The 26,141-nt window shown below is 29.3% G+C and carries 25 protein-coding genes and 1 other annotated feature; of the genes, 24 read left to right on the top strand and 1 reads right to left on the bottom strand.

What is annotated here, in order from left to right; translation table 11 throughout:
* The first annotated feature begins 100 nt into the window (after nucleotides 1-100).
* From IC174_RS18115 to IC174_RS18015, 21 genes are all read left to right on the top strand, one after another.
* Entirely contained in the window at nucleotides 101-685 is a 585-nt protein-coding gene (locus tag IC174_RS18115) for a nucleoside recognition domain-containing protein (RefSeq protein ID WP_227436375.1), read from the top strand.
* 15 nt (nucleotides 686-700) lie between these two features.
* Nucleotides 701-1,222: a spore maturation protein gene (locus IC174_RS18110; protein ID WP_227436373.1), complete on the top strand. Its 522-nt coding sequence runs from the start codon at nucleotides 701-703 to the stop codon at nucleotides 1,220-1,222.
* 65 nt (nucleotides 1,223-1,287) lie between these two features.
* Nucleotides 1,288-1,536 (top strand) — a binding site (T-box leader).
* 82 nt (nucleotides 1,537-1,618) lie between these two features.
* Entirely contained in the window at nucleotides 1,619-3,556 is a 1,938-nt protein-coding gene (gene metG, locus IC174_RS18105) for a methionine--tRNA ligase (protein ID WP_227436371.1), read from the top strand.
* Nucleotides 3,557-3,585: 29 nt separating this feature from the next.
* On the top strand, nucleotides 3,586-4,356 hold the full coding sequence (locus tag IC174_RS18100; RefSeq protein ID WP_227436369.1) for a TatD family hydrolase: 771 nt from the start codon (nucleotides 3,586-3,588) through the stop codon (nucleotides 4,354-4,356).
* 265 nt (nucleotides 4,357-4,621) lie between these two features.
* Nucleotides 4,622-5,053, top strand: coding sequence for a phosphonate C-P lyase system protein PhnG (gene phnG, locus IC174_RS18095; RefSeq protein ID WP_227483613.1), 432 nt, complete (start codon nucleotides 4,622-4,624; stop codon nucleotides 5,051-5,053).
* A gap of 14 nt (nucleotides 5,054-5,067) precedes the next feature.
* Nucleotides 5,068-5,643: a phosphonate C-P lyase system protein PhnH gene (gene phnH / locus IC174_RS18090; protein ID WP_227483612.1), complete on the top strand. Its 576-nt coding sequence runs from the start codon at nucleotides 5,068-5,070 to the stop codon at nucleotides 5,641-5,643.
* Nucleotides 5,644-5,645: 2 nt separating this feature from the next.
* Nucleotides 5,646-6,731: a carbon-phosphorus lyase complex subunit PhnI gene (locus IC174_RS18085; RefSeq protein WP_227483611.1), complete on the top strand. Its 1,086-nt coding sequence runs from the start codon at nucleotides 5,646-5,648 to the stop codon at nucleotides 6,729-6,731.
* A gap of 18 nt (nucleotides 6,732-6,749) precedes the next feature.
* Nucleotides 6,750-7,619 carry an alpha-D-ribose 1-methylphosphonate 5-phosphate C-P-lyase PhnJ gene (locus tag IC174_RS18080; protein WP_227436361.1) on the top strand — a complete coding sequence of 290 codons (870 nt, stop codon included), beginning with the start codon at nucleotides 6,750-6,752 and terminating at the stop codon, nucleotides 7,617-7,619.
* A complete protein-coding gene (locus IC174_RS18075; RefSeq protein WP_227483610.1) occupies nucleotides 7,612-8,484 on the top strand; it encodes an ATP-binding cassette domain-containing protein in 873 nt (290 codons plus the stop codon). Before IC174_RS18080 ends, IC174_RS18075 begins: the two co-directional genes overlap by 8 nt.
* Nucleotides 8,485-8,524: 40 nt before the next feature.
* Nucleotides 8,525-9,238 (top strand): ATP-binding cassette domain-containing protein, encoded by a 714-nt coding sequence (locus IC174_RS18070; RefSeq protein ID WP_227483609.1) that lies wholly within the window; start codon nucleotides 8,525-8,527, stop codon nucleotides 9,236-9,238.
* Nucleotides 9,239-10,408 (top strand): alpha-D-ribose 1-methylphosphonate 5-triphosphate diphosphatase, encoded by a 1,170-nt coding sequence (locus tag IC174_RS18065; protein WP_227483608.1) that lies wholly within the window; start codon nucleotides 9,239-9,241, stop codon nucleotides 10,406-10,408.
* Nucleotides 10,409-10,411: 3 nt separating this feature from the next.
* Nucleotides 10,412-11,248: a PHP domain-containing protein gene (locus IC174_RS18060; RefSeq protein WP_227436354.1), complete on the top strand. Its 837-nt coding sequence runs from the start codon at nucleotides 10,412-10,414 to the stop codon at nucleotides 11,246-11,248.
* Nucleotides 11,249-12,244, top strand: a complete 996-nt coding sequence (locus tag IC174_RS18055; RefSeq protein ID WP_227483607.1) for an ATP-binding cassette domain-containing protein — start codon at nucleotides 11,249-11,251, stop codon at nucleotides 12,242-12,244.
* Between the two features lie 17 nt (nucleotides 12,245-12,261).
* Complete coding sequence (locus IC174_RS18050) at nucleotides 12,262-13,950, top strand: putative 2-aminoethylphosphonate ABC transporter permease subunit (protein ID WP_227436349.1); 1,689 nt, start codon at nucleotides 12,262-12,264, stop codon at nucleotides 13,948-13,950.
* Nucleotides 13,951-13,961: 11 nt separating this feature from the next.
* The gene (locus IC174_RS18045) at nucleotides 13,962-15,029 is read left to right on the top strand and encodes a putative 2-aminoethylphosphonate ABC transporter substrate-binding protein (RefSeq protein ID WP_227483606.1); all 1,068 of its coding nucleotides are present in this window, start codon (nucleotides 13,962-13,964) and stop codon (nucleotides 15,027-15,029) included.
* A 357-nt stretch (nucleotides 15,030-15,386) separates the two neighbouring features.
* The gene (gene rnmV / locus IC174_RS18040; protein WP_227436345.1) at nucleotides 15,387-15,917 is read left to right on the top strand and encodes a ribonuclease M5; all 531 of its coding nucleotides are present in this window, start codon (nucleotides 15,387-15,389) and stop codon (nucleotides 15,915-15,917) included.
* A 161-nt stretch (nucleotides 15,918-16,078) separates the two neighbouring features.
* Nucleotides 16,079-16,948, top strand: coding sequence for a 16S rRNA (adenine(1518)-N(6)/adenine(1519)-N(6))-dimethyltransferase RsmA (gene rsmA, locus IC174_RS18035; protein ID WP_227483605.1), 870 nt, complete (start codon nucleotides 16,079-16,081; stop codon nucleotides 16,946-16,948).
* Nucleotides 16,949-17,013: 65 nt separating this feature from the next.
* Nucleotides 17,014-18,285, top strand: a complete 1,272-nt coding sequence (locus IC174_RS18030) for a hypothetical protein (protein WP_227483604.1) — start codon at nucleotides 17,014-17,016, stop codon at nucleotides 18,283-18,285.
* A 149-nt stretch (nucleotides 18,286-18,434) separates the two neighbouring features.
* The gene (locus tag IC174_RS18025) at nucleotides 18,435-19,550 is read left to right on the top strand and encodes a M20/M25/M40 family metallo-hydrolase (protein WP_227436340.1); all 1,116 of its coding nucleotides are present in this window, start codon (nucleotides 18,435-18,437) and stop codon (nucleotides 19,548-19,550) included.
* A 185-nt stretch (nucleotides 19,551-19,735) separates the two neighbouring features.
* Nucleotides 19,736-20,632, top strand: a complete 897-nt coding sequence (locus IC174_RS18020; RefSeq protein WP_227436337.1) for a cation diffusion facilitator family transporter — start codon at nucleotides 19,736-19,738, stop codon at nucleotides 20,630-20,632.
* Nucleotides 20,633-20,701: 69 nt separating this feature from the next.
* Nucleotides 20,702-21,496, top strand: a complete 795-nt coding sequence (locus IC174_RS18015; RefSeq protein WP_227483603.1) for a hypothetical protein — start codon at nucleotides 20,702-20,704, stop codon at nucleotides 21,494-21,496.
* A gap of 77 nt (nucleotides 21,497-21,573) precedes the next feature.
* Here IC174_RS18015 and murC read toward each other — a convergent pair whose 3' ends face one another.
* Nucleotides 21,574-22,926, bottom strand: a complete 1,353-nt coding sequence (gene murC / locus IC174_RS18010; RefSeq protein WP_227436333.1) for a UDP-N-acetylmuramate--L-alanine ligase — start codon at nucleotides 22,924-22,926, stop codon at nucleotides 21,574-21,576.
* 218 nt (nucleotides 22,927-23,144) lie between these two features.
* Between murC and purR the strand changes: the two genes are divergently transcribed.
* The 3 genes from purR to glmU all read left to right on the top strand — a co-directional run bounded on the left by purR (nucleotide 23,145) and on the right by glmU (nucleotide 26,047).
* On the top strand, nucleotides 23,145-24,023 hold the full coding sequence (gene purR, locus IC174_RS18005) for a pur operon repressor (RefSeq protein ID WP_227436331.1): 879 nt from the start codon (nucleotides 23,145-23,147) through the stop codon (nucleotides 24,021-24,023).
* A gap of 155 nt (nucleotides 24,024-24,178) precedes the next feature.
* The gene (gene spoVG / locus IC174_RS18000) at nucleotides 24,179-24,457 is read left to right on the top strand and encodes a septation regulator SpoVG (protein ID WP_003421453.1); all 279 of its coding nucleotides are present in this window, start codon (nucleotides 24,179-24,181) and stop codon (nucleotides 24,455-24,457) included.
* Nucleotides 24,458-24,667: 210 nt separating this feature from the next.
* On the top strand, nucleotides 24,668-26,047 hold the full coding sequence (gene glmU / locus IC174_RS17995; RefSeq protein WP_227436330.1) for a bifunctional UDP-N-acetylglucosamine diphosphorylase/glucosamine-1-phosphate N-acetyltransferase GlmU: 1,380 nt from the start codon (nucleotides 24,668-24,670) through the stop codon (nucleotides 26,045-26,047).
* The last annotated feature ends 94 nt before the right edge of the window (nucleotides 26,048-26,141 follow it).

The raw sequence follows: 26,141 nt of genomic DNA, 5'->3' as shown, positions 1-26,141 counted from the left end.
AAAATTATAAAAACTCCCACACTTATACTAAAACATAATATAGTACAACTTTCAAGTATAAAGTATTACCTAACTATCATAAAATTATTTAAAGAGGAGGTTGATTATAATAGGAAAAATATGGTTTTACATGGTATCAATAGGAATAATAGGAAGTTTGATTTCTAAAAATATGGGAGAATTAAATAAAGTTATATTGAGTGAAACATCAAAAGGTATAGAATTTGCAATAAGTCTAGCTGGTATTATGGCACTCTGGATGGGTATAATGAATATTGCAAAAGAGTCAGGCTTGATTGAAAAAATAGGTCAGAAATTAAATCCTATAATGAGAAGATTGTTTCCTTCTATTCCAAAAGGTCACAAAGCAATGTCTTATATAGTTATGAATATTGCCTTGAACATGTTGGGTGCTGGTAATGGTGCAACAGCATTTGGCTTAAAAGCAATGAGTGAGCTTCAGACTTTAAATAACAAAAAAGATACAGCTACCAATGATATGATTATGTTTATGGTAATAAACATATCATCTATACAGATAATTCCATTTACTATAATTAAATTAAGAATGGATATGGGAGCTCAAAACCCAAGTGAAATAATTTTTACAACTTTATTTGCAACCATAATATCTACAGCAATAGCAATAATAACATGTAAATTTTTTCAAAGAAGATATAGATAAAGGGGATGTAGATATATGGAAGTATTTTCAAACTTACTTATACCAGTAATAATTTTGTACATAGTAGTTTATGGTAAATATAAAAAAATAGATGTATATGATAGTTTTGTAAAAGGGGCAATTGATGGTTTAAAGGCTGCATGGGATATTTTACCTTATATAATAGGTATATTTTTAGCAATAGGAATATTTAAAACTGGTAAAGGCCTTGATATGTTAGAATGGTTATTTACACCAATAGCAAATATGATGAGTATACCAAAAGAATTAATAGGTTTAATAAGTGTAAAACCTTTATCTGGAAGTGGTGCCTTGGGAATGTATAGCGAACTTGCACATAGAGTTGGAATAGGCAGTTTAGTAGAAAAAATGGGTGCTACAATTGTAGGCTCTTCTGAGACTATTTTTTATACAATGGCAATCTATTATGGGAGTTTAAAGATAAAAAATACTAGACATACATTGTCATGCGCTATGATTAGTCATGTTGCAGGAGTTATAGCAGCAGTTTTTATTTGCTATGTAATATTTGTATAATTTGTTGACAATGTGGGAAAAATTTTATAATATAGTGATTATATAGAAATAAATTGTAATATGAATTATAAGCTATGAAAAGAAGAGTAGATAAGGATTTTTTCTATCAGAGAGCTAGGTTAGGTGAAAGCTAGTGTAAAAAGATTTATTGAAGATGGTCTTGGAGCTTTTTATCTGAGCATATATGCTAGGGTAAAACGGTTGGGCACGTTATAGTCTACTAAGGTATCTATAAAGTTAATTTCTACATTTCATGTGAAACATAATCGTTATAGATGAATTAGGGTGGTACCGTGAATAATCTCGCCCCTATGTTAAATCATAGGAGGCGATTTTTTATTATTTTAAATGAAATATATATAATTATGAACGATAAAAAATTAGGAGGTAAGTAATATGAGCAAACCGAGTTTTTATGTAACAACACCAATATACTATCCAAGTGGAGGATTACACATAGGTCATACTTACTCAACAGTAGCTGCAGATACAATAGCTAGATTTAAACGTTTCTGTGGATATGATGTAAAGTTTTTGACAGGAACAGATGAACATGGTGAAAAAATACAAAAGAAAGCAATAGAACAAGGAATGTCAGAAATAGAATACCTTGATGGAATGATAAAAGATATAAAAGCATTATGGAATACTATGGATATATCTTATGACGATTTTATAAGAACAACAGAAAAAAGACATACAGATATAATACAAAAAATATTTACTAAGTTATATGAACAAGGTGATATATACAAAGGAGAGTATGAAGGTAGATATTGTACTCCTTGTGAGAGTTTCTGGACAGAATCACAGTTATTAGAAGGAAACAAATGTCCTGATTGTGGAAGAGAAACATACTTAGTAAAAGAAGAATCTTATTTCTTTAGATTATCTAAATATGAAGATAGATTAAAAGAGTTATTTAAAGACGATAGTTTCTGTTTCCCAGCTGCTAGAAAAAATGAAATGGTGGCAAATTTCTTAGATAAAGGGCTGGAAGATTTAAGTGTAACAAGAACAACTTTTGACTGGGGAATAAAAGTTCCTTTTGATGAAAAGCATGTAATTTATGTATGGGTAGATGCTTTATGTAACTATATAACAGCATTAGGATATATGACAGATAATGATGAAGAATTTAAAAAATATTGGCCTGCAAATGTTCAAATAGTAGGTAAAGAGATAGTGAGATTCCATACAATAATATGGCCAGCACTTTTAATGGCTTTAGGTTTAGAAGTTCCAAAACAAGTATTTGGTCATGGATGGATATTGTTTGCTGATGATAAAATGAGTAAATCAAAGGGTAATGTTGTTTATCCAGAGCCAATAATAGAAAGATATGGAATAGATACTCTTAAATATTTCTTATTAAGAGAGTTTGCATTTGGTCAAGATGGAAGTTATACTCATAGAAATTTTGTAACAAGAATAAATTATGACCTAGCAAATGATTTAGGAAACTTAGTAAGTAGAACTGTAGCAATGGTTGAAAAATACAACGGTGGTATAATACCAACAGTAAAAACTTCAACTGATTTTGATGCTGATTTAAAAGAGCAAGCTGTATCAACTAGAGAAAATTTTGAGGCTGAAATGGATAAAATGCAATTCCATGAAGCATTAGAGAGTGTATGGAAACTAGTTAGAAGAACTAATAAATATATAGATGAGACTATGCCTTGGGTGCTTGCTAAAGATGAAAGTAAAAAAGATGAATTAGATACAGTTTTATATAATTTATGTGAATCTATAAGAATAATTGCAACACTAATAAATCCTATAATGAATGAAACTGCTAATAAGATATATGCACATATAGGAATACAAGGTCAAGATGATATAACTACATGGGAAAGCACAAAGACATTTGGTCTTATTGGAGAAAACGTAAAAGTGTTTAAAGGCGAACCTTTATTCCCAAGACTAGATGTAGAAAAAGAAATAGAAGAATTAACTAAAATGTTTTCTGGGAAACCTCCAGTAGAAGAAAAACCTTTAGAGCATAAAGAAGAAATTACTATTGATGATTTGGATAAAATAGAGCTTAGAGTAGGAAAAATAATAAGTTGTGAAAAGCATCCAAAAGCAAATAAATTATTAGTATCACAAGTTAAGATTGGACCAGAAACAAGACAAATAGTGTCTGGAATAGCTGAATACTATAAACCAGAAGATTTAGTTGGTAAAGAGGTTACAGTGGTATGTAACTTAAAACCAGTTAAGTTAAGAGGTGTAGAATCTCAAGGGATGATATTAGCAGCAGGAGATGATGGTGACCCTTATGTTCTACCATTTACACAAGGTGCCAAGGATGGATGCGAGGTTCGCTAATAGGCAATTAAACAGTAAGGAGATAAAAAATGTTATTTGACTCACATGCACATTTAAATGATGAAAGTTTTGATGAAGATAGAGATGAACTTATTGGTTCATTAAAAGAAAAAGGTGTAGATTTGGTTGTAAATCCAGGAGCAGATATAGAAACTTCTATAACAGCAATTGAACTATCAAAAAAATATGACTTTATATATTCGGCAGTTGGGGTACATCCACATGATGTATCAAAACTAGATGATACAGCAATAGACACTCTAAGAAGACTTGCAACTGAAAATGAAAAGGTTGTGGCTATAGGAGAGATTGGGTTAGATTATTATTATGATTATTCTCCAAGAGAAGAGCAAAAAGAGTGGTTTAAGAAACAAATTGAACTAGCTAATGAGTTAAAGCTTCCAATAATAATACATGATAGAGATGCACATGCGGATACTTTTGAGATAATAAAAAACACTAAGAGTCCTGAAATAGGTTGTGTGCTTCATTGTTATAGTGGTAATGTGGAATTAGCTAGAGAATATGTTAAAATGGGATGCTATATATCAATTCCAGGAACAGTTACTTTTAAAAATAATAAAAAAACTAGAGAAGTTGTAAGAGAGATACCTCTAGAAAGACTGTTTATAGAAACTGATTCACCATATATGTCACCAGAACCACATAGAGGAAAGAGAAATAATCCTTCTCAAGTAGCTTTTGTTGCAGATAAAATAGCTCAAGAAAAAGGAATATCTTATGAGGAAGTGTGTAAAATTACTAAAGAAAATGCGAAGAAGTTCTTTAATATAAAATAAGTAAATTAAAAATAAAATTTACAATTATACAAAAAGAATAGTTACAAATATAGAAAAAGCGTACCATTCAGTTTGAATGGTATGCTTTTTTTATTTGTAATATTATAATTTTTTATTAGTTTTATAACATATTTCTTAACATTGTTAAAAAAGAATTTACAAGATATTCACTAGAATTAACTCAAACATAATATCCATTTAACTTAGATTGTATATTATATTCTTAGAAATAAGTAAATAAAGGAAAGATTAAGGAGGCAAAATTTTGCATACAGTTGATAGTACTAAGATATTGATAAATATGAACTATGAGAAATTAGAGCAAATATATTTAATGATAAAAAATACATCAAGCATTTCTATAATTAAAGCCCCTAGCTTAGCTACAGTGATGGTGAGAGCCAACGAAAGTGTAAAAAATACTACATTTAATTTAGGAGAAATACTAGTTACAGAGTGTAGTGTTAAGGTGGATGAAAGCTTAGGCTATGGTATAGTTGCAGAAAATAATGAAAAAAAAGTTATTTGCTTGGCAGCTATAGATGCAGTTTTACATAGCAATAATAATAAATTTGATGAATTAAAGAACTACATAAATAAAAGTATCTGTGAAGAAAGTTTAAGATATGAGCAAGAACTTATTAATGAATTTAGTTTAATTAATAAAACAAAAGTCCAATTCAATACTATGGATTAAGTAGGAGGAGAATCATGGTAAGTTACACGCAAGAAATATATAGAAAGTTGCTAGATAGTGCTTCATTTCCTGGGAAATTAAATAACATCAATAATATAAATATAGAAAATAATACAAAATTATCAAATGGAGCAATTGGTATAGCAATTACTTTATTAGACCAAGAAGTTACCTTCTATATAGAAAACTGTACTAAAGAAGATATAAAAAATATAAGAGCGCTGACAATGTCAAACCAAGTAAATTACAATAAATCAGATTATCTGTTTTTAGATATTAATTCAGAATTAGATATACTACAAATTAAAATAGGTTCTTTTGAATATCCTGATGAAAGTACAACTATAATACACCAAGTAAATGAACTATCAACAGATTATAAAGATAAATTCATAAGACTTTATTTAAGTGGTCCTGGTATAAAATCTAAAAAGAATTTATATATAGATGGAGTTAAACAAGAATTCTTAGAAAGATTACTTATGATAAATAAAGACTATCCGACAGGGGCAGATTTGATTTTAATAGATAACAAAGGAGAACTTGCATTTATACCAAGGTCATCAAAATTAAGTTGGGAGGTATTATAATAATGGCTTATGTGGCAGTTAAAGGTGGAGAAGAAGCTATATTACAGGCTAAAAATATACTTGAATTTTATAGAATAAAAGGAGAAAGCCTACCAATAGATGTAAAACAAATTAAAGAGCAAATGTCTTATGCTGTGGACAAAGTGATTTCTGAAGGAAGTCTATACAATAAGGAATTATCTGTATTAGCTATAAAACAGGCTCAAGGTGATATATTAGAAGCATCTTTCTATATAAGAGCATTAAGGTCAACAATGCCTAGAGTAACCTATTCAGAACCTATAAATACAGAAGAAATGAGAATAGGTAGAAGAATATCAGCTACATTTAAAGATATACCAGGAGGGCAGTATCTTGGAGCAACTAGAGATTATGAAAATAGAATACTAAATGTAGAGTTGCTTAAAGAAGATGAAGAAAAAAATAGAGATTTTAAAGCTAACTATATAAATGACTTAGAAAAAGTGAATGAAATACCTAAATTCACAAAAGTATCTAATATATTTAGAAAAGAGAATTTGTTGGAAGAGGATACTTATGAAGATAAATTAGAAGAAGTAATAGATGATATTACAAGAAACAGCCTAAGATTTCCAGTTTCTAGGTCAGCTAAATTGCAGGCACTTACTAGAGGTGAAAGTGGAGCCGTATCAGGGTTTGCTTATTCTATTGTAAGAGGTTTTGGTGATGAACATCCATATATAAGTGAACTTAGGACAGGAGATGTATATATAAAAATAAAACATCCTATTTATGAAGATGAGCAAATAACAATCGGAGAAATGTTAGTTACTGAGTGTGAAATAGTATCAAAAGCATCACAAAGTAAGTCTGAAAATTCTAAAAATAAATCGGGAGATATAAATAAAATGTCTTTAGGATATGGTCTTTGTATGGGAAATAATGAAAATAAGGCTATATCTATGGCTATACTAGATAAATCTTTGGAACCAAATAGTGAAAAATTAGCCCAAGATGAAGAATTTGTATTACTTCATATAGATGGTATAGATTCATTAGGGTTTATATCTCACTTTAAGCTTCCTCACTATGTAGATTTTAAAGCAGATGTAGAAAGAATAAAATAGGATATGGAGGGAAATTAAGTGATATATAATTATGGTTTTTTAGATGAAAATACAAAAAAAGAAATCCGAAGAAAAATACTAAAAGCAGTTTCAATACCTGGTTATCAAGTACCTTTTGGTTCAAGAGAATTACCTATTGCTAAGGGATGGGGGACTGGAGGACTACAACTAACCCTATCATTGCTTGGTGAAAGTGATGTAGTAAAAGTGATTGACCAAGGAAGTGATGATTCTACAAATGCTTGTAATATAAGAAATTTTATTTCAAGTGTAAGTAATGTAGAAACTACAAAAGATACATTAAAATCTACATTGATTCAAACAAGACATAGAATACCAGAAGAAAAATTAATGTCTAATCAAATACTGATATTTCAAGTGCCAATACCAGAGACACTTAGAATAGTAGAGCCTAGTGAAGTAGAGACAAGAAGAATGCATTCAGAAGAAGATTATAGTAGGATGTGGGTATATCTGTATGAAGATATAGTTAAATTTGATGATATATCAATAGCAGCAGAGTATCCATGTAAAGTAAATGATAGATATTTAATGAATCCATCGCCAATACCAAGATTTGATATAAAGAAATTAAACATGTCAGATAACTTATTTTTATTTGGTGCAGGTAGAGAAAAGAGAATATACGCTATACCTCCATACACAAAGGTAGAACCTTTAGAATTTGATGACTATAAATTTGAAGAGGAAAAGTTTGAAGGAAAACATTGTAGTTTATGTAAAAGTTCAAATACATTTCTAGATGAAGTATATGATGGTGATACTAATGAAAAGTACTATAGCTGTTCTGATACAAGTTATTGTGAAAAAGTTAGGTTAAGAAATGATGGCGTAGATGTGGCAATTGGAGGTGCTTGGAATGAGTAGTGCAAAACTAGGCGAAGACAAAAAAATAGAAAATATAGATAAACAAGTGTTAATAGGAAAAAATATTAATCTTATTTATGGAGATGGATGTGAAAAGTGTTTTGAGAGTACAGGATATGAAAGTAATAATATATGTAAATATTGTGGTTCTATAGTTGCATGTAATAATGTAAATCTTGAACTTTATGAAGGAGAAGTTCTTGGTATTGTTGGAGAATCTGGTTCAGGAAAAAGTACATTGTTAAAGATTTTGTTTTTTCAAGAGAATGCAAATAGTGGAGAAGTGTACATATCAAATTATGACAATTGTACAAATATATTAGAACTCTCAGACCAAAAAAAGAGGTACATAAAGAATCATTTTATGGGTATTGTATATCAAAATCCCCATCTTGGTTTAAATTTGAATTTTAGTAGTGGTGGTAATATAGCAGAGAAATTATTAATGGCTAATATATATAATGTTGAGAAAATAAGAGATAGGGCTAAAGAGCTTCTAGTAAAGACTAATATACCTGTAGAAAGAATAGACCACAAACCGAAATATTTTAGTGGGGGAATGCAACAAAGAGTTCAAATAGCAAAAGCACTTTCTAATAATCCTCCAATACTTTTATTAGACGAAGTTACAACAGGACTGGATGTTTCTGTACAAGCTGAGGTATTAGATTTAATAAGGGAAATACAAAGAGAGCTTAAAATCTCTATGATAGTAGTATCTCATGACTTTGATGTTATAAAAATGCTTGCTGATAGGACAATTGTTATGAAAAATGGAAGTGTAATCGAATCTGGTTTAACAGACCAAATAATGGAAGACCCACAGCATCCATATACTCAGCAACTTATAAATTCACTACTATAAATAATATTTGTAAATAAGTAAAATGGGGGTTTTAAATAAAATGGAAGAAATTATACTTGAAGTAAATAATTTTAGCAAAGATTTTGAATTACATGCATTAAATAAAACTATAAAAGCGTGTAGTGAAATAAATTTTACAATTTCCAAAGGTGAATTTTTAGGAATAATAGGAAAATCTGGAGCGGGAAAGTCTACTATATTAAAAAGTATTTATAAAACATATATCCCAACGACTGGAGAAATAATATTTAACTCAGAAATATATGGAAAGATAGATTTATCTACAATTGGTGACAGAGAAATGATAAATCTTAGAAAAAAGGAAATAGGATATGTATCACAGTTTTTAAAAACATTTCCACGAATAACGGCTATTGAGCTAGTAGTACATTCTTTAATTGAGAGTGGATTTGAAAAAGATTGTGCATATGATATGGCAAAAGATATACTAACTCAGTTTGAAATAAAGGAAAACTTGTGGGATGCTTATCCGAATAATTTTTCTGGCGGAGAAAAATTAAGATTAAATCTAGCACAAGCTATGGTCAAAAAACCTAGGCTTTTGTTACTTGATGAACCAACTGCATCACTTGATAATCAATCTAAAATATACGTAAAAGAAAAAATGTTGGAACTTAAAAATCAAGGAACTACAATGATAGGGATATTTCATGATATAGAATTTATGGAGACTGTTATAGATAAAACATTTACTATGACAAAAGGCACTATAAGTGAAAGTGGGGTAGCTTAGATGGTAAAATTAATTCATAATGCAAATATTGTATTGGAAGATAAAATATTAGAAAATGGCCATTTAATTATAGAAGGAGATACAATAAAGAAAGTCTCAAATGATAAGATTGATTATTTAATAGATTTCAACGAGATAGATGAAATAATAGATGCAAAAAACTTATATGTTATACCTGGTATCATAGATATTCATAGTGATGCTATTGAAAAGGAAATAGAGCCAAGACCAAGTACATTATTACCATTTAATATGGCATTTTATGAACTAGATAAAAAACTACCTGCAAATGGAATAACAACAGTTTATCATTCTATATCTTTGGGTGATGGAGTAGGAGTTAGAAGTATTGATAATTCTTTGGAAATGATTGAAAATATCGATTCGTACAAAAATATAAATAGTAAGAATATAAATCATAAAGTTCACTTAAGGTATGAAGTGTTATACCATGAAGGTTTAGAGAAGGTGTCAGAGTTGTTAGAAGAAGATAAAATAGACTATTTATCTATAATGGACCATTCTCCAGGACAAGGTCAGTATACAAATCCAAAGTTCTATAGAGAGTATGCTACTAAGGTATGGGGAGTAACAGAAAATTATGTAGATACATGGTTAGATGACTTAGTAGATTTACATGATAATTTAGATTGGAATAAAATAGCCAGTGTTATAGGAGTGGCAAAAACTAAAAATATAAATGTTGCATCACATGATGATGATACGTTAGAAAAAATGGATTTTATAAAAAATATAGGAGTTAATGTATCTGAATTTCCTATAACTCTTGAAGTTGCAAAATATTCAAAGAAACTGGGTGTTTTAACTTGTTTAGGTGCCCCAAATATTGTAAGAGGGCAATCTCATAATAACAACTTAAAGGCAATGGATGCTATATTGGAAGACTGTTGTGATATTGTTTGTTCAGACTATCTTCCATCAGCAATGATAAAGTCCATGTGCATAGTTGCACAAGAAACTAACAATCTAAATAAAGCAGTTAACCTATTTACTTCAAATCCAGCTAAAGCAGTTGGTATATATGGTGAAAGAGGTAGCATAAAAGAAAATAAAAAAGCGGATTTAGTTTTATTGGATATTGATAGTGAGTATCCAAGAGTTGTAAATACTATTGTAAATGGAAAAACAGTTTATAAAAGGGAGGTATAAAGATTGTTAACAGATTTACATTGTCATACAAGCATATCAGATAATAACTTCACTACAGAAGAAATAATTAAGAGAGCATCAGAAAATAATATAAGTGTTTTAGCAATAACAAATCATGATACATTGTCTGGATTAGATGAAGCTATCATATTGGGAGAAAATTATGGAATAACTATAATACCAGGTATAGAAATATCAGCATACGATTATAAAAACAGAAAAAGAGTTCATATCTTGGGATATAACATAGATTTAAATAGTCAAGAAATAAAAAATTTATGTAATCCAATGGTTTGTGATAGACATAAAGCATCTGTTAAGATGGTAAATAAAATTATAGATTTAGGATATAAAATATCTCTAGAAGATGTAAAGAAATATTCATCAAAGACTGGAATATTTAAACAACATATAATGAAAGCACTTATAGATAAAGGATACACAGATAAAATATATTCAAGTTTATATAAAGAGTTGTTTCATAGAGGAAATGGTAAGGCGTATGTATCTTTAAAATATGTAGATTATAAAGATGCAATAAGAGCTATAAAAAGTTCTGGTGGAATTTGCGTACTAGCTCATCCTGGGCAAATGGACAATTTTAATGCTATTGAAGATATGGTGAATGTTGGATTAGATGGGATAGAAGTGTATCATCCATCTCACAATAAAGACTTAGAAAAAGAGTCACTTTCTTATGCTAAGAAATACAACTTAGTTGTTACAGGAGGCTCAGATTATCATGGGCTTTACTCTCAGCATGAGTGTGACCTAGGAAGTAAAAGCTTAAATAGAGAAGATTTATTTAAGTTTAGGTTAGCCTTAGGAGGGGTTTTATAAATGTCTTTTTTACAAGTTAAAGATGTAAGTAAAAGTTATGGACAAGCTAAAGTGCTAAAAGACATATCTATTGATATTGAAAAAGGAGAGTTTATTTGTTTATTGGGACCAAGTGGATGTGGGAAAAGTACTTTGCTTAGGATAATTGCAGGGCTTGAAGACAAACATGATGGAAAAATAATAATAAATGATAAAGATATGACAAACTCACCACCTGAAAGTAGAAATTTTGGTATAGTTTTTCAGTCATATGCACTATTTCCAAATATGACTGTTTACAAAAACATAGCTTTTGGCTTAGAAAATAAAAATATAAATAAATCTAATATTGATAAGAAAGTTAATGAAGTTTTAGAGGTAGTAGAATTAAGTGGATATGAGAAAAAGTATTCCTCTCAATTATCAGGAGGGCAACAACAGAGAGTCGCACTAGCTCGTGCAATTGCTCTAGAGCCAGATTTTTTACTTCTTGATGAACCATTATCTGCATTGGATGCAAAAGTAAGATTGAAACTTAGGGAACAGATTAGAAGCTTACATAGAAAACTGGGTATTACTACTATAATGGTAACTCACGACCAAGAAGAGGCACTTTGCTTGGCGGATAAAATGGTTGTTATGAATAGTGGAGAAATAATACAGGTTGGGACTCCAAAAGAAGTATATAAAAATCCAGAGACCCCTTTTGTAGCTGATTTTATAGGAACAATAAACTTTATAGATGATGGTATTAATAAGATAGCTATCAGACCAGAAGATATAAAAGTAGAATTTAATAGATATTCTAAAGACAATGATATCAAAGTTGGAGAGATTTTAGATATTGAATTTAGAGGATTTAACTATAGAATTACAGTTGAGTATTGTTCTAAGAAAATAAAATTAGATATAGTTTCAAAAGTTGCAGAACAAATGAAACTATGTATAGGGTCTAAAATAAATTTTAAAATTCCCAAAGAAGGAATTGTAGAATATAAATCAGAGGGATGTGCTTAATAGCTAGGGGTGAATAAATGATAACAACAAAAAACAAAAGAAGGATAAGTGATAGTACAATACAAAAATGTTTTTTAATTTTTTCGCTAATTATACTAATAGTATTTATATTGTTTCCTTTAGTATCATTATTAAAAAATGCATTTTTAGATACAAGTGGAAACTTCATAGGTATTTCAAATTTTAGTAAATATGCTGAAAATCCAAGTCTTATAGCATCATTTAAAAATTCAATTTTTGTATCTACAGTTTCATCTTTAATATCACTATGTTTAGCATTTATCTATTCATATGCAATAACAAGAACAAATATAAAATTTAAGAATTTTTTTAAAACTATGGGAATGTTTCCCCTTTTTGCACCAACTATGTTATATGGTATTTCACTTATATACCTGTTTGGAAATAAAGGAATATTTACAACAATGGGATTTGAGATACCATTATATGGACCATTAGGAATAATTGTCTCTCAAATACTGTTTACATTTCCACAAGCTTTTTTAATACTATCCGTTGCTCTTTCAATGGCAGATTATAGACTTTATGAAGCAGCAGATAGCTTAGGGGCTAGTGATTTTAAAAAGTTTTTTAAAATTACAATTCCAGGCATAAAGTACTCACTAGTAAGCTCCTTCTTTGTATCCTTTATACTTGCATTTACAGACTTTGGAGCAGCAAAAGTAGTCGGAGGAAACTATAATGTGTTAGCTACAGATATATATAAGCAAGTAGTGGGGCAGTTTAACATACCAATGGGAGCAACTGTTTCTATGGTAATGTTGATTCCTGTACTAATAGCTTTTACATTAGACAAGGTGGCAAGTAAAAAACAAGGAATGACTATAACAGCAAAATCTATGCCTTATAAAATTAAAGAAAACAAATTTAGAGATAGAGTATTTTTAATAGCATGTAGTTTTATAACTTTATTAATCTTCATTTTGATATTTGTTTCAGTTATAGGTTCAGTCATAAAATTATGGCCATATAACCTAAGTTTTACAATGGAACATTATACATTTAAAGGTATTTTAGGAAGCGGATTAAAAACCTATTTAAGCAGTTTAAAAATATCAACATTAACAGCTATATTTGGAACTATATTTGTGTTTTTTAGTGCATACATGATAGAAAAAGTAGATAAGTTTCCACGATTAAGACAAACAGCTTACTTTTTATCTATGATACCAATGGCATTACCAGGTCTAGTGCTAGGAATATCATATATAACTTTTTTTAACTCAGCAAGTAATCCACTAAATTTCCTATATGGTGGTACAGCTATACTTGTCATAGTAAATATAGTACATTTTTACTCTGTTTGCTTTATAACTTCAAATTCGTCACTAAAAATGTTGGATAGAGAGTATGAGTTAGTTGCAAAATCTATAAATATTCCCTTTTATAAAGTGTTTTTCAACATCACAGTACCAATGTCTATAACATCAATACTTGAGATAGTAGTATATTATTTTGTAAATTCAATGGTTACTGTTTCAGCATTAATATTTTTATATACTCCTCAGACTCAGACTGCATCAATATCCATATTGAAGTTAGATGAGATAGGATATATAGGACCATCAGCAGCTATGGCAGTATTAGTGCTTTTAACAAATATAATAGTAAGACTTTGCTATGAATTCGTAACAAAAAAATTAAAAAATAATACACAAAAATGGCAACAAAAAGATGTTGCATAGGGGAGGTAAAGATGAAATTTAAGAAGCTAGTTTCTTTAGGAGTATTATCAACACTTTTATTGAGTGTAATAACAGGATGTAGCACTGCCTCATCAGGTGGAGACTCAAAGTCTGATAGTAAAACAAAAGGTGATTTAACAGTTTACACAGCAATCGAAGAAGACAGTATAGACCCATATTTAGCTACATTTAAAGAAAAATACCCAGATATTAAATTAAATGTTGTTAGAGCATCAACAGGAGATATAACAGCAAGACTATTAGCAGAAAAAGATAATCCTCAAGCAGATATTGTATGGGGGATTGCTGCCACAAGCTTGCTAGTTGCAGATGACCAAGGAATGTTAGAACCATACGCTCCAGAAGGGTCTGATAAGATAGACCCTGCATTTAAAGATGATAAAGAAGTACCTTCATGGGTTGGAATAGATGCTTGGATGACAGGTATAACAGTAAATACTAAAGAATTAAAAGATAAAAATATACCAATTCCTAGTTCTTATGAAGATTTGATAAAGCCAGAATATAAAGGTCTTATATCTATGCCTAATCCATCTTCTTCTGGTACAGGATATTTAACGGTATCAGCGCTTATACAAATTATGGGAGAAGAAAAAGCATGGCAGTATATGGATAAGTTACATGAAAATATTGGTGTATATACTCAATCAGGTTCAGCTCCAGCTACATCAGCAGCTTCAGGAGAGTATCCTATAGGGATATCTTTTGGATACAGAGGCATAAAATTAAAAGAAGAAGGTTATCCAGTAGAAGTAGTGTTTCCAAAAGAAGGTTCTGGATGGGATATAGAAGCAAATGCTCTTGTAAAAAAAGATAATATAAAAGAAGCTTCTAAGGTATTTTTAGATTGGGCAATAAGTAAAGATGCAATGAATGAGTATTCTAAGAACTATGCAGTTACTACAGTTGATACAGGAAATCCAATCCCAGAAGGATTCCCTAAAAAGCCATTAGAACAAATGATAGATAATGATTTAAAATCAGCAGCAAAAAATAGAGAAACTATATTAAATAAATGGATATCAAAATATGATGGAAAGACAGAAAAGGAAAGTTAAATTCATTAATAAAATCCAATAAAAAAGAGCCTAGAATATAAAATTTATATCTAGGCTCTTTTAATGTATATTTGTCCTGAGTTCTACATCTTTTTCTATAAATCATTAATATTAAAAAAGAAAATTGTATGGATGATATAATATTAATACAGGTAATGCTACATGGGACTTATTGTTGCTTATAGGTGATTCAATAGAATATAATAGTGAATATATTTATCTAGTAGGAATAAATTTTTCTTAAACTATAGATTTCTAAATAAAAATAAATAGGTTAGTGCCTTGATTAAATTAAATAAAAACCTTAAAATAAAGAGATGTAAACAAAAACTAAAAACAAATAAAAGGTGAATTTATATGATAAAAGAGATAATAGTAGTAGAGGGAAGAGATGATGTTACAGCTGTTAAGAGAGCAATAGATGCAGAACTTATAACCACAGGTGGATTTGGATTTCCAAAAGGAGTAATGGAGCGTATAAAATCAGCTAATGAAAGACGAGGAGTTATAATATTTACAGACCCAGATTTTGCAGGTGAAAAAATAAGAAAAAAAATAGCATCAGAAGTTCCAGGATGTAAACATGCGTTTTTACCAAGAGAAGAAGCTAAAAAGGATGGAGATATAGGTATAGAAAATGCTACTCCTAAAAGTATAATAGCAGCTTTAAATAAAGTTAGAACTGAAAGTACAGAGAAAAGAGATGAATTTAAACAAGTTGATTTGATTAGAAATGGTCTTATAGGAAATGAAGATGCATCATCTAGGAGAGATGCACTTGGTAAAATACTTGGGATTGGTTATGGAAATGCAAAGCAATTTTTAAATAGATTAAATAATTATGGTGTTGAAAGAGAAGAATTTATAAGTGCATTAAAACAAATTTAAATGTAAGCATGTATGATATGAAAAAAATATATAAAAAATAAATATAAAATTATGGAGTAATTTAAAATAAATTATCTTTAATAAATATTTTGCTTTAAACACATGTAAATAAGTATAATTAATAGGATAAAATCTTAAAATAAGTTAAAAAGGAGTAAACGATGGATAGACTATCTTCACACAGTGCAACGAAAGAAGTAGTACAAAAACATAATTTTAAATTTTCAAAGTCTTTAGGTCAGAATTTTTTAATAGATAGTAATATAATAGATAAAATATTGGATGGAGCTAGAGTTACAGAAGGAGATAACATAATAGAAGTAGGTCCTGGGATAGGTACACTTACTCGTGAAATGGGTAAGGTAGCAGAGAAAGTGGTAGCTATAGAAATTGATAGAAACTTAATTCCTATATTGAAAGATACCTTATCAGATTTAGAGAATATAGAAGTTATAAACCAAGATATATTAAAAGTAGATATACAAGAACTAATAAAAGATAAATTAAATGGTGGACCAGTTAAGCTTGTAGCAAATCTTCCATATTATATAACTACACCAATAGTTATGAAATTTTTAGAAGAGGATATACCTGTAACGGATATAGTAGTTATGGTTCAAAAAGAAGTTGCAGATAGAATGAATGCTGTTCCAAGTACAAAGGATTATGGAGCATTGTCCATAGCTGTTCAGTACTATTGTGAAACAGAAATTGTAGCAAAGGCTCCAAGACATATGTTTATACCACAACCCAATGTAGATTCAACGGTTATAGGTTTACATGTCAGAGCTGAAAAGAAATATGATGTTCATAATGAAGAACTATTTTTCAAGACAGTAAAAGCATCTTTTGGACAAAGAAGGAAGACTTTACTTAATTCATTGGGAGGCCTTGGTTTTCTTAATAAGGACGAAATAAGAGAAATATTAAAAGAAGCTAATATAGATGAAAAAAGACGTGGTGAAACTCTTAGTATAGAAGAGTTTGCAGTTCTTTCAAATATAGTAAATACAAAAGTATCTTCTAAATAGGAGGTACTTTTTTTTATTTTATTAACATATATTGTTTAGAGAAACTGTGTTAAGGGGGGATTGCAGTGGGTTCTAAAAGAAAGTTTAAAAGAGACTATATAATACTAGAAGCTAAAGACATAAACTTTAGATACAAAGAACGAGTACTGCCAAAAGCTTTTGCAAAAGTCGAAGTAAATGATGAAAAATCAATCATTGCATTATATGTAGAAAATCTAAAATATGTTAAAGATGGGTATAAAGCAGTAGCAATAAAAGGTGACCATGGATTAATAGACTTAGGAAATATAATTTTAAATGAACAAGGAAGAGGTGAATTTGTTTTAGATTTAGAGGATTATGATGAAGAAATAAAAGGAATTGCCTTATTGTATGAAAGAAATATTCCTCTAGTTGGGTTTAAGGGAAATAAGATTGAAAATTATGAGGACATATTATTCCAAGATGTAGAAGATGAAGAATTAGCTGAAAGTGAAGAAGAGTATTTAGAAGAAGATATAGAGGTTGAAAGAGAAGAAGAGTACTTAGAAGAAGATGCTGATAATGAAGAAAACAGTGATAGTGACGAAGAATATGATGAAGATGAATATGAAGATTATTGGGAAGATGATGAAACTGAAGAGGGAGAATTAAAGATAAGAGCAGATGTAGAAGATTCTAGTGATGATGAAATTGAAGAATTTAATAACTATAAGGAAATAGAAAATTATAACAAGGCTAAAGAAAATGAATTCTATGACGATATAGAATATGAAGATGAATATGATGAGGATGAAGAAGATTTTGAAATAAGACATGAAGAAAAGGTAGTTGCTTCTCAAAAAACTACTAAGTCAAAGAAAACTCAAAAAGAACAAAATAATGTTGAAAAAGTAAAAAGAGCCAATGGAATAAATCAAATAGATAGTGGGAATAAGCAAGCTGGAACATTACTTATGCCTAGACAAATAAAGAAAGGGTTAAAGCTATTTAGAGAAGTTAAGCCTTTTACAGCAGATTATATAGACAATACAAGATGGTGGAAAATAGAGGTAAACCCTACAACATTGTGTGGATATTCAATGCCTTATTTAGGATATTTAAATGTATTGAATTATACAATGTATAGTGATGCAGTTTTACATTCATATAAATATAGACATTACTTATTCGGAGTACAATATGATGAATATAATAAGAGAAAGCATTATATTTATGCTATTCCAGGTAATAGAAATGAACAACCAGATAATGGAAGTACAGGATTTTTGAGATATCAAGCTTGTGACCACAGAACCAATAGTTTAGGCTACTGGTTATGCTTTATAGATTCTAGACAGAGAAGTATAGTTAGATAAAACAATAAGAATGAAAGAATTTAACTTTAACTTTCATTTTAGTAAAGAAACTTAACTAAAATGATATAAAAGTTTAAAAACTATTGATAATATTTAAATATTACACTACAATATATGTTGAAATACCTATTATATTATGGAGGAAGATTATGATAAACGAGCAAAGAATTTTAAATGAGTTCCTTGAATTAATACAGATAGACAGTTTATCTTTAAAAGAGGGGAACGTAGCCAAAGTATTAGTTGAAAAGTTAGAAGAAATAGGTTGTTCAGTTGTAGTAGATAATGCTGGTGAAAAAGCAAATGGAGAAACAGGCAATATAATAGCTACTTTAAAAGGAAATAAAGAAGGAAAGAAAATATTATTTAGTTCACATATGGATACAGTAACTCCAGGAATAGGGGTAAAACCTATAGTGGATGAAGTAAATGGAATAATAAAAAGTGATGGGACTACAATATTAGGATCTGATGATAAAGCAGGTATAGCAGCTATATTAGAGGGATTAAGACAAGTAAAAGAAAATAATATAGAACATACTGATATTCAAGTTGTATTCTCTATATGTGAAGAATGTGGATTAGTTGGAGCTAAAAATTTAGACTATGCAAAAATAGATTCTAAATATGCCTTTGTATTAGATAGTGGTGGTTCTCCAGGAGAGATAATAGTAAAAGCTCCTGCACAAGATGTAATAAATGTTAAGATATTAGGAAAGACAGCTCATGCAGGTCTTGAGCCTGAAGCTGGTATAAGTGCTATAATGGTAGCTGCTAGAGCAATAGATAATATGAATTTACTTAGAATAGATGAAGAAACAACTGCTAACATAGGAATTATAAATGGTGGAACAGCTACAAATATAGTAACAGGAGAAGTTAACATAGTTGCAGAAGCTAGAAGTCTAAAAGAAGATAAATTAGATGTTCAAACTAAACATATGGTAGAAACTTTTGAAAAAGCTGCTAAGGATTTTGGAGCTAAAATTGAAATAGATGTAAATAGAGCATATACTCCAATAGATGTTAATGAAGATTCAGAAATAATACAACTTGCAAAAAAAGCATTTTCAAATTTAGGAATAGAAGGTCATACTGAATCTACAGGAGGAGGTAGCGATACTAATATATTAAGTAAAAATGGTATTGAAGCTATAACTCTAGGAATAGGTATGAAAAATGCGCATACATTAGATGAACATATAGCTATAAAGGATTTATATGATTCTGCCAAAATGGTAATAGAGATAATAAAAGAAGCATAAATTTAAATAATAGTGTATAATATATATATCGCCTAGCTCAAGCTAGGTGATTTTTCATTTTATAGAAGATTGATAATCTCTATTGAAAGTAAAAGATATACATTTGAATATAATAATAAATTTAATTTATGTTTAAGTATATGTTTTTAATAATATTTAGATTTGGTTTGTTAGGAGGAATAACAATGGAAACAAGGTATGAGGAAGCAAATAAAATAACAATACAATCAATAATTTGGAATATAGTCTTAACAATAATTAAGGTGATAGCTGGTATTATTGGTAATTCGAGTGCTATGATTGCAGATGGATTACATTCAGCCTCAGATATTATAAGTTCTATAGGTGTACTGATAGGTAATTATGTATCTTCTAGACCAGGAGATAAGGAACATAATTATGGTCACGAAAAGGCAGAGACATTGGTATCATTCGTATTATCAATATTACTTATATTTGTTTCTATAACAATAGGTATAGGGGCTATTAAATCATTATTTAACTTAGATGCATTGAGTGTTCCATCAATACTTCCGTTAATAGTGTCAGTCATCTCAATTTTGATAAAAGAGTATCAATATAGAATAACAATCAAAGTTGCTAAAAAGATAAATTCACCAGCTTTAAAAGCAGATGCTTGGCATCATAGGTCAGATGCTCTATCTTCAGTGGCTGCATTTATAGGTATAGGAGGTTCTATTTTAGGATTTAAACCATTAGACCCAATTGCGTCAGTTGTAGTGGCAGTATTTGTGGCTAAGGTAGGAATCGATATACTTAGAAGTTCTGTAAATGAATTGATGGATGTTTCAGTTGATGAAGAAGAAAGAAGAGAATTAAAGTTTATTGTAGCAGATACAGAAGGTGTTAAAAATCTAGGAGATATAAAGACTAGAAAGCATGGAGCTATGGCATATGTGGACTTGACTATATGTGTTGATGAAAATCTCACAGTAAAACAGGGGCACGATATTGCTACTAAGTTGGAAAAACATATAATAAAACATATGGAATTTGTAAAAGGGATAACAGTTCATGTTGAACCATGCACTAATTGCCAAGGAAATAAGTGTATAAAATAATTATAGCTTAAAAAAAAGTGTAAAAAGTTATATAATTGTTTTATGACTATAAACTCTAGGGGTGGTTAAATGATTAAGAAAAGAAAACTAAAGAAAAAAGCTGCAATATTAATAGGAGTAGTTGTTTTCTTTATAATATACTTTATATCCTTTAAAATAGGTCTAAACATGGAGAAGGATAAGAGTGAGGTTCCAAAGAAAGTAGAAACAGAGACAGAAGATAATAGGTCTTTAATGACTCAAATAAAAGAGAAAAAGAAAATTTATGTATCAGATAAAAATGTAGAAAACATAAAAATCGAAGAAGATATGTGGAACGAGATAAAGTTCTTTTTCTCAGAATTTAAGAAGGTAAGAAATACTACTTCTTATGAAGCAATTTATGAAGGGTATTCTGATGATGGAATTAAATTTTCTACAGACCTTAATTTTTTTAGAGTCTATACTGTAAATAAAGAGGAATATTATAAAGTTCCAATTGATTCCAAAAATTCTTTTAAGAAACTTTTAGATGAGAGTATATATACTTCATTTGACCTTTTGAGTCACTATAAAGACTGGAAAGAGGTCACTATAACTTATGGAAAAGAAACTAAGAAGGTTCATAAATGGAAGTTTGATGATTTAGCACATAAGATGATTTCAAAAAGAGTTGTAGGAAAGGTTCAGCCAGAAAAAAGCAAGGAAAGAAGTGATTATAATTTCAGTATAAATATAAAAGGTGAAAATTTTGCTGTGAAAGTAGATACAATGGGCAAGGATTATGTAAAAGTTACTTCTAAAAAAACTGTCTCTTACTACGAGGTTCATACAAGTTTATTTGATTATCTTAAAAATGAAATATTTGAGATTGGAAAGAAATAAAATATTAAGAAGGCTATCAAGCGATTATATCATTTGATAGCCTACATTAATTTTTATATGTTATTTTTAGTTACATACTATTTTTCAACTAGTAAGTCTGCAACCTTATATATTGGACCAGCACCAGCAGTTATTACTAAATCATTATCATTAACATTTTCACGTAAATATTTTACTATATCTTCAAATTCTTTTATGTAGATAGCATCTACGTTGTTTTGATATAATTTTTCAACTAAATCTTTAGAGTGTATATCTCCTGGATCATCTTCTCTTGCAGCATATATGTCTGTTATGATAACTTTATCAGCAGCATAGAAAGCTTCTGAAAATTCTCCTAAAAGAGATTTTGTTCTAGTGTAAGTATGTGGCTGGAAGATGCACCATAAAGTTGATTTTTTTAACTTTTTAGCAGCAGCTAAAGTAGCCTTTAATTCAGTTGGATGATGTGCATAATCATCTATTACTAAGGCATTTTTGTAGTATCCTTTAGATTCAAATCGTCTTCCTACACCTTTATATATTTTTAAATTTTTTCTTATAGTCTCTAAATCAATACCAGAAACAAGAGCTGCCATTATAGCAGAAGAAGCATTGTATATATTATGAAGACCATATACAGAAAGCTCAAATTCTCCCAAATCTTTTCCTTGATACTCTATTTTAAATATCCCATGACCACTATTATCAAAATGTATGTCTTTTATTACAGCATCATTGTCAGAATCTCTACCATATTTTATAATAGTAGCTTTGACATCATATAATATGTCATCTACATTTTCATCATCACCATTTATTATGAAATATCCATCTGGAGGTAAAAGTTTACCAAATTTATTAAAAGAAGCTTTGATTTCGTCTATACCTGAGAAATAATCAAGATGGTCTTCCTCAACATTTAAAACTATAGATATCTTAGGATTAAAATTAAGGAAACTATCTACATATTCACATGCCTCAGTTATAAAATGGTTAGAATTACCTATCTTAACATTACCACCTATCATGCTTAAGTTACCACCAACTAGTATAGTTGGGTCTAAGTCTGCATATTCAAAAATTGTAGACAACATAGATGTTGTAGAAGTCTTTCCATGTGTACCAGAAACTGCTATAGAGTTTTTATATTCTCTCATAATCTGGCCTAAAAAAGTAGCTCTGTTCATTATTAATTTATTCTTTTCTCGAGCAGCTATAAGTTCTTCATTATCTGGGTGAACTGCTGCAGTATAAACAACCATATTTACATCATCTGATATATTTTCTTTTTTTTGACCGATATAGATGTTTGCCCCTTGATCCCTAAGTTTGTCTAATAGATATGATTCGTTTGAATCCGAACCTGAAACCTGATAACCCTTATTGATACATATTTCGGCTAATGCACTCATGCTGATACCGCCAATTCCTATAAAGTGTATATTCATAATAAAACCACCTTTCTTTTTAATTAAGTCCTACAATATGAACTATTTTTGTGGTATAATAATATAATGTTCAATATTTTATAATTAATATGCATATAATATTATATGTATTTTATTTTTGAATATAATAAAACATAAGTAATATTATACCACAATACGAATTGTTATGCATTATTTAGTTTAACGTTATATAAAGGTATTTGTAGGAGGAAATAGTAATGAAATTTAAAAGAACAGAGAGAATTGGAGCAATAGTTAAAATACTATCTGATAATCCAAATAAAATATATACATTAAGTTATTTTACAAATCAATTTAATGCAGCAAAATCCACAATAAGTGAAGATTTATTAGTTGTAAAAAATGTATTTGAAAAACTACATTTAGGGAAAGTTATAACTATCTCAGGTGCAGCAGGAGGAGTAAAATATATACCTAAAACTTCTATAGCAGAAAATGCAGAGTTTTTAATGGAATTATGTGAGAAAATATGTGACACATCTAGAATACTATCTGGTGGTTTTTTATACTTAATTGATTTAATTTATGACCCTACAATAGCTGCTAAGATAGGAAAAATATTTGCTTCAAACATTGAATATGTAGATGCAGATTATGTTGTAACAATGGAAACAAAAGGTATACCTATGGCACTTATGACTGCAAAGGCTATGAATTTGCCTTTAGTTATAATAAGGAAAGACATAAAAGTATCAGAAGGTCCTACCCTTAGTATGACATATGTAAGTGGAAATAATTCGAAGGTTGAGAGTATGAGTTTACCAAGAAGGGCTCTTAAACCAGATAGTAAAGTTATAATTATAGATGATTTCATGAGGGGTGGAGGTACTATAAAAGGAATGGTAGACCTTATGAATGAATTTGGAGCAGAGGTTATAGGTACTGGAGTATTTATATCTACAACAAATCCTTCAGAAAAAATGGTAAAAGATTATATATCACTAATTCAGTTAGATGTTACTGGAGATAAAATAGTAGTTGAACCAAATTTAAAAACTTTTAAAGATGAATATAGAAATGAAGAATTAGATGAAGAAAATGATTCAGAATTTGAATTTGAAATAGATGAAGATTAATAAAAAAAATATTTAGAAAAATATGTAAAAATAAAAAGAGGATATCCCTAGTTGTCCATAGAATTACTTAAAAAACAGTTTATATTAATTTATTCCAACAATAATAATTTTAATATAAATTAATTTCTGTCAAAATCAAAGGGGGATATATTGGTATGAAGATAACTGACGTAAGAGTAAGAAAATTAACAGAAGAAGGCAAGATGAAATGTATAGTTTCAATAACTTTTGATAATTTGTTTGTAGTGCATGATATAAAAGTTATAGAAGGCCACAATGGGTTATTTATAGCAATGCCTAGCAGAAAAGTAGGCGAAGGAAATTTCAGAGACATAGCTCATCCAATAAATGCAGAAATGAGACAAGTTTTAGAAGATGCAGTTTTACAAGCGTATCATGAAGCATTAGTTCAATGGGAAGTAGCTGCTGAATAACAATAAATATAAAATGGAGAGAGCCCGAACATTTAGGCTCTTTTTAAATGTAGAATTTGCATTAAAATATGTACTTTTTAGTAAAAAAGTGCTATATTATTAGTGATAATGTATATGTTGTATACAAATTGTTAAATAAATGTATTATAATGTATATTGATTGAGATAATAATACGAATAAAATTAAATTAGATTGAATGGAGTGTATCAATGAACTTTAAAGCTATAATCCTTGCCGCTGGCAAAGGAACAAGAATGAAGTCTAAATACCCAAAAGTTATACATAAAGTATGCGGAAAAGAAATGGTCAACCATATTATAGATGTTTCAAAAAAATCAGGTGTAAAGGATACTGTTGTAATTTTGGGGCATGAAGCGGATGTAGTAAAAGAAAAACTTGCAGAAGAAACTATGATAGCTATGCAAACAGAACAGCTTGGAACAGGACATGCTGTAAAAATGGCTAAAGAATATATAAATGATGACGATATAATAGTTGTACTTTGTGGAGATACTCCACTTATAAAGGAAGAAACATTAAAGAAATTATTTGATTTCCATATAGAAAATAAATATCATGCCACAGTTCTTACAACAAAAGTTGGAAATCCAACAGGTTATGGTAGAATAATAAGAGATAAGAAGGGTGACCTTCTTAAAATAGTGGAACAAAAAGATGCAAATTCAGAAGAAAAAATGATAAGTGAGATAAATTCTGGGATATACTGTTTTAATGGAAAGAGTCTTAGAGAAGCATTAGATTTGTTAAATAATAACAATGCACAAGGTGAATATTATTTAACTGATACTGCTAAAATAATGAGAGACAAGGGCTTAAAAGTTGGTGCATTTGCAGGTTCAACTATTGAAGAACTTATGGGTGTTAACTCAAGAGTGGAATTATCAAAGGCAGAAGAAATTATGAGAAGAAGAATAAATGAATCTCATATGGTAAATGGAGTGACTATAATAAACACTAACTCTACCTACATAGAATCTGATGTTGAGATAGGTAATGATACTATAATATATCCAGGGGTTATGTTACAAGGAAAAACAAAGATAGGTTCAGATTGTATAATTGGAATGAACTCATCTATAACAAACTCAGAAATAGGAAATGGTACAGAAATAAAAAATTCAACGATACTTGATAGTAAAGTTGGAGATAATACTACTGTTGGACCATATGCATATTTAAGACCGAAAACTAACTTAGGAAACAATGTAAAAATAGGTGATTTTGTAGAGGTAAAAAATGCTGTTATAGAAGATGGTTCAAAAGCATCTCATCTTTCTTATATAGGAGATGCGCATGTTGGAAAAAATGTAAATATTGGATGTGGAGTAGTATTTGTAAACTATGATGGTAAAAATAAATTTAAGTCAATAGTTAAAGATGATGCGTTTATAGGTTCAAATTCTAATTTAGTTGCACCAGTAGTTGTAGAAGAAAAAGGATATATAGCAACAGGTTCAACAATAACACATGATGTCCCAGATGGAGCTTTAGCAATAGCAAGACAAAGACAAGTTGTTAAAGAAGGATGGGTAGAAAAGAAGAATCAAAAAGATAATCAAGGTAAGTAGTTATTTAGTTTATTATTTTGGCTAATAAAATTAGCTCGAAATTATTATAAATTATATTCATTAGGATTTTAAAATTTTCAGGAGGGTTACATAA

Source organism: Clostridioides sp. ES-S-0001-03, assembly GCF_020676075.1.
Lineage (GTDB): Bacteria > Bacillota > Clostridia > Peptostreptococcales > Peptostreptococcaceae > Clostridioides.
This window is presented reverse-complemented; position numbering and strand designations above follow the sequence as displayed.

Coding starts and splice junctions, on each gene's coding strand:
- IC174_RS18110 (WP_227436373.1), top strand. CDS start 701: ATGGAAGTATTTTCAAACTTACTTATACCAGTAATAATTTTGTACATA.
- metG (WP_227436371.1), top strand. CDS start 1,619: ATGAGCAAACCGAGTTTTTATGTAACAACACCAATATACTATCCAAGT.
- IC174_RS18100 (WP_227436369.1), top strand. CDS start 3,586: ATGTTATTTGACTCACATGCACATTTAAATGATGAAAGTTTTGATGAA.
- phnH (WP_227483612.1), top strand. CDS start 5,068: ATGGTAAGTTACACGCAAGAAATATATAGAAAGTTGCTAGATAGTGCT.
- IC174_RS18085 (WP_227483611.1), top strand. CDS start 5,646: ATGGCTTATGTGGCAGTTAAAGGTGGAGAAGAAGCTATATTACAGGCT.
- IC174_RS18075 (WP_227483610.1), top strand. CDS start 7,612: ATGAGTAGTGCAAAACTAGGCGAAGACAAAAAAATAGAAAATATAGAT.
- IC174_RS18070 (WP_227483609.1), top strand. CDS start 8,525: ATGGAAGAAATTATACTTGAAGTAAATAATTTTAGCAAAGATTTTGAA.
- IC174_RS18065 (WP_227483608.1), top strand. CDS start 9,239: ATGGTAAAATTAATTCATAATGCAAATATTGTATTGGAAGATAAAATA.
- IC174_RS18055 (WP_227483607.1), top strand. CDS start 11,249: ATGTCTTTTTTACAAGTTAAAGATGTAAGTAAAAGTTATGGACAAGCT.
- IC174_RS18050 (WP_227436349.1), top strand. CDS start 12,262: ATGATAACAACAAAAAACAAAAGAAGGATAAGTGATAGTACAATACAA.
- IC174_RS18045 (WP_227483606.1), top strand. CDS start 13,962: ATGAAATTTAAGAAGCTAGTTTCTTTAGGAGTATTATCAACACTTTTA.
- rnmV (WP_227436345.1), top strand. CDS start 15,387: ATGATAAAAGAGATAATAGTAGTAGAGGGAAGAGATGATGTTACAGCT.
- rsmA (WP_227483605.1), top strand. CDS start 16,079: ATGGATAGACTATCTTCACACAGTGCAACGAAAGAAGTAGTACAAAAA.
- IC174_RS18025 (WP_227436340.1), top strand. CDS start 18,435: ATGATAAACGAGCAAAGAATTTTAAATGAGTTCCTTGAATTAATACAG.
- IC174_RS18020 (WP_227436337.1), top strand. CDS start 19,736: ATGGAAACAAGGTATGAGGAAGCAAATAAAATAACAATACAATCAATA.
- IC174_RS18015 (WP_227483603.1), top strand. CDS start 20,702: ATGATTAAGAAAAGAAAACTAAAGAAAAAAGCTGCAATATTAATAGGA.
- murC (WP_227436333.1), bottom strand. CDS start 22,926: ATGAATATACACTTTATAGGAATTGGCGGTATCAGCATGAGTGCATTA.
- purR (WP_227436331.1), top strand. CDS start 23,145: ATGAAATTTAAAAGAACAGAGAGAATTGGAGCAATAGTTAAAATACTA.
- spoVG (WP_003421453.1), top strand. CDS start 24,179: ATGAAGATAACTGACGTAAGAGTAAGAAAATTAACAGAAGAAGGCAAG.
- glmU (WP_227436330.1), top strand. CDS start 24,668: ATGAACTTTAAAGCTATAATCCTTGCCGCTGGCAAAGGAACAAGAATG.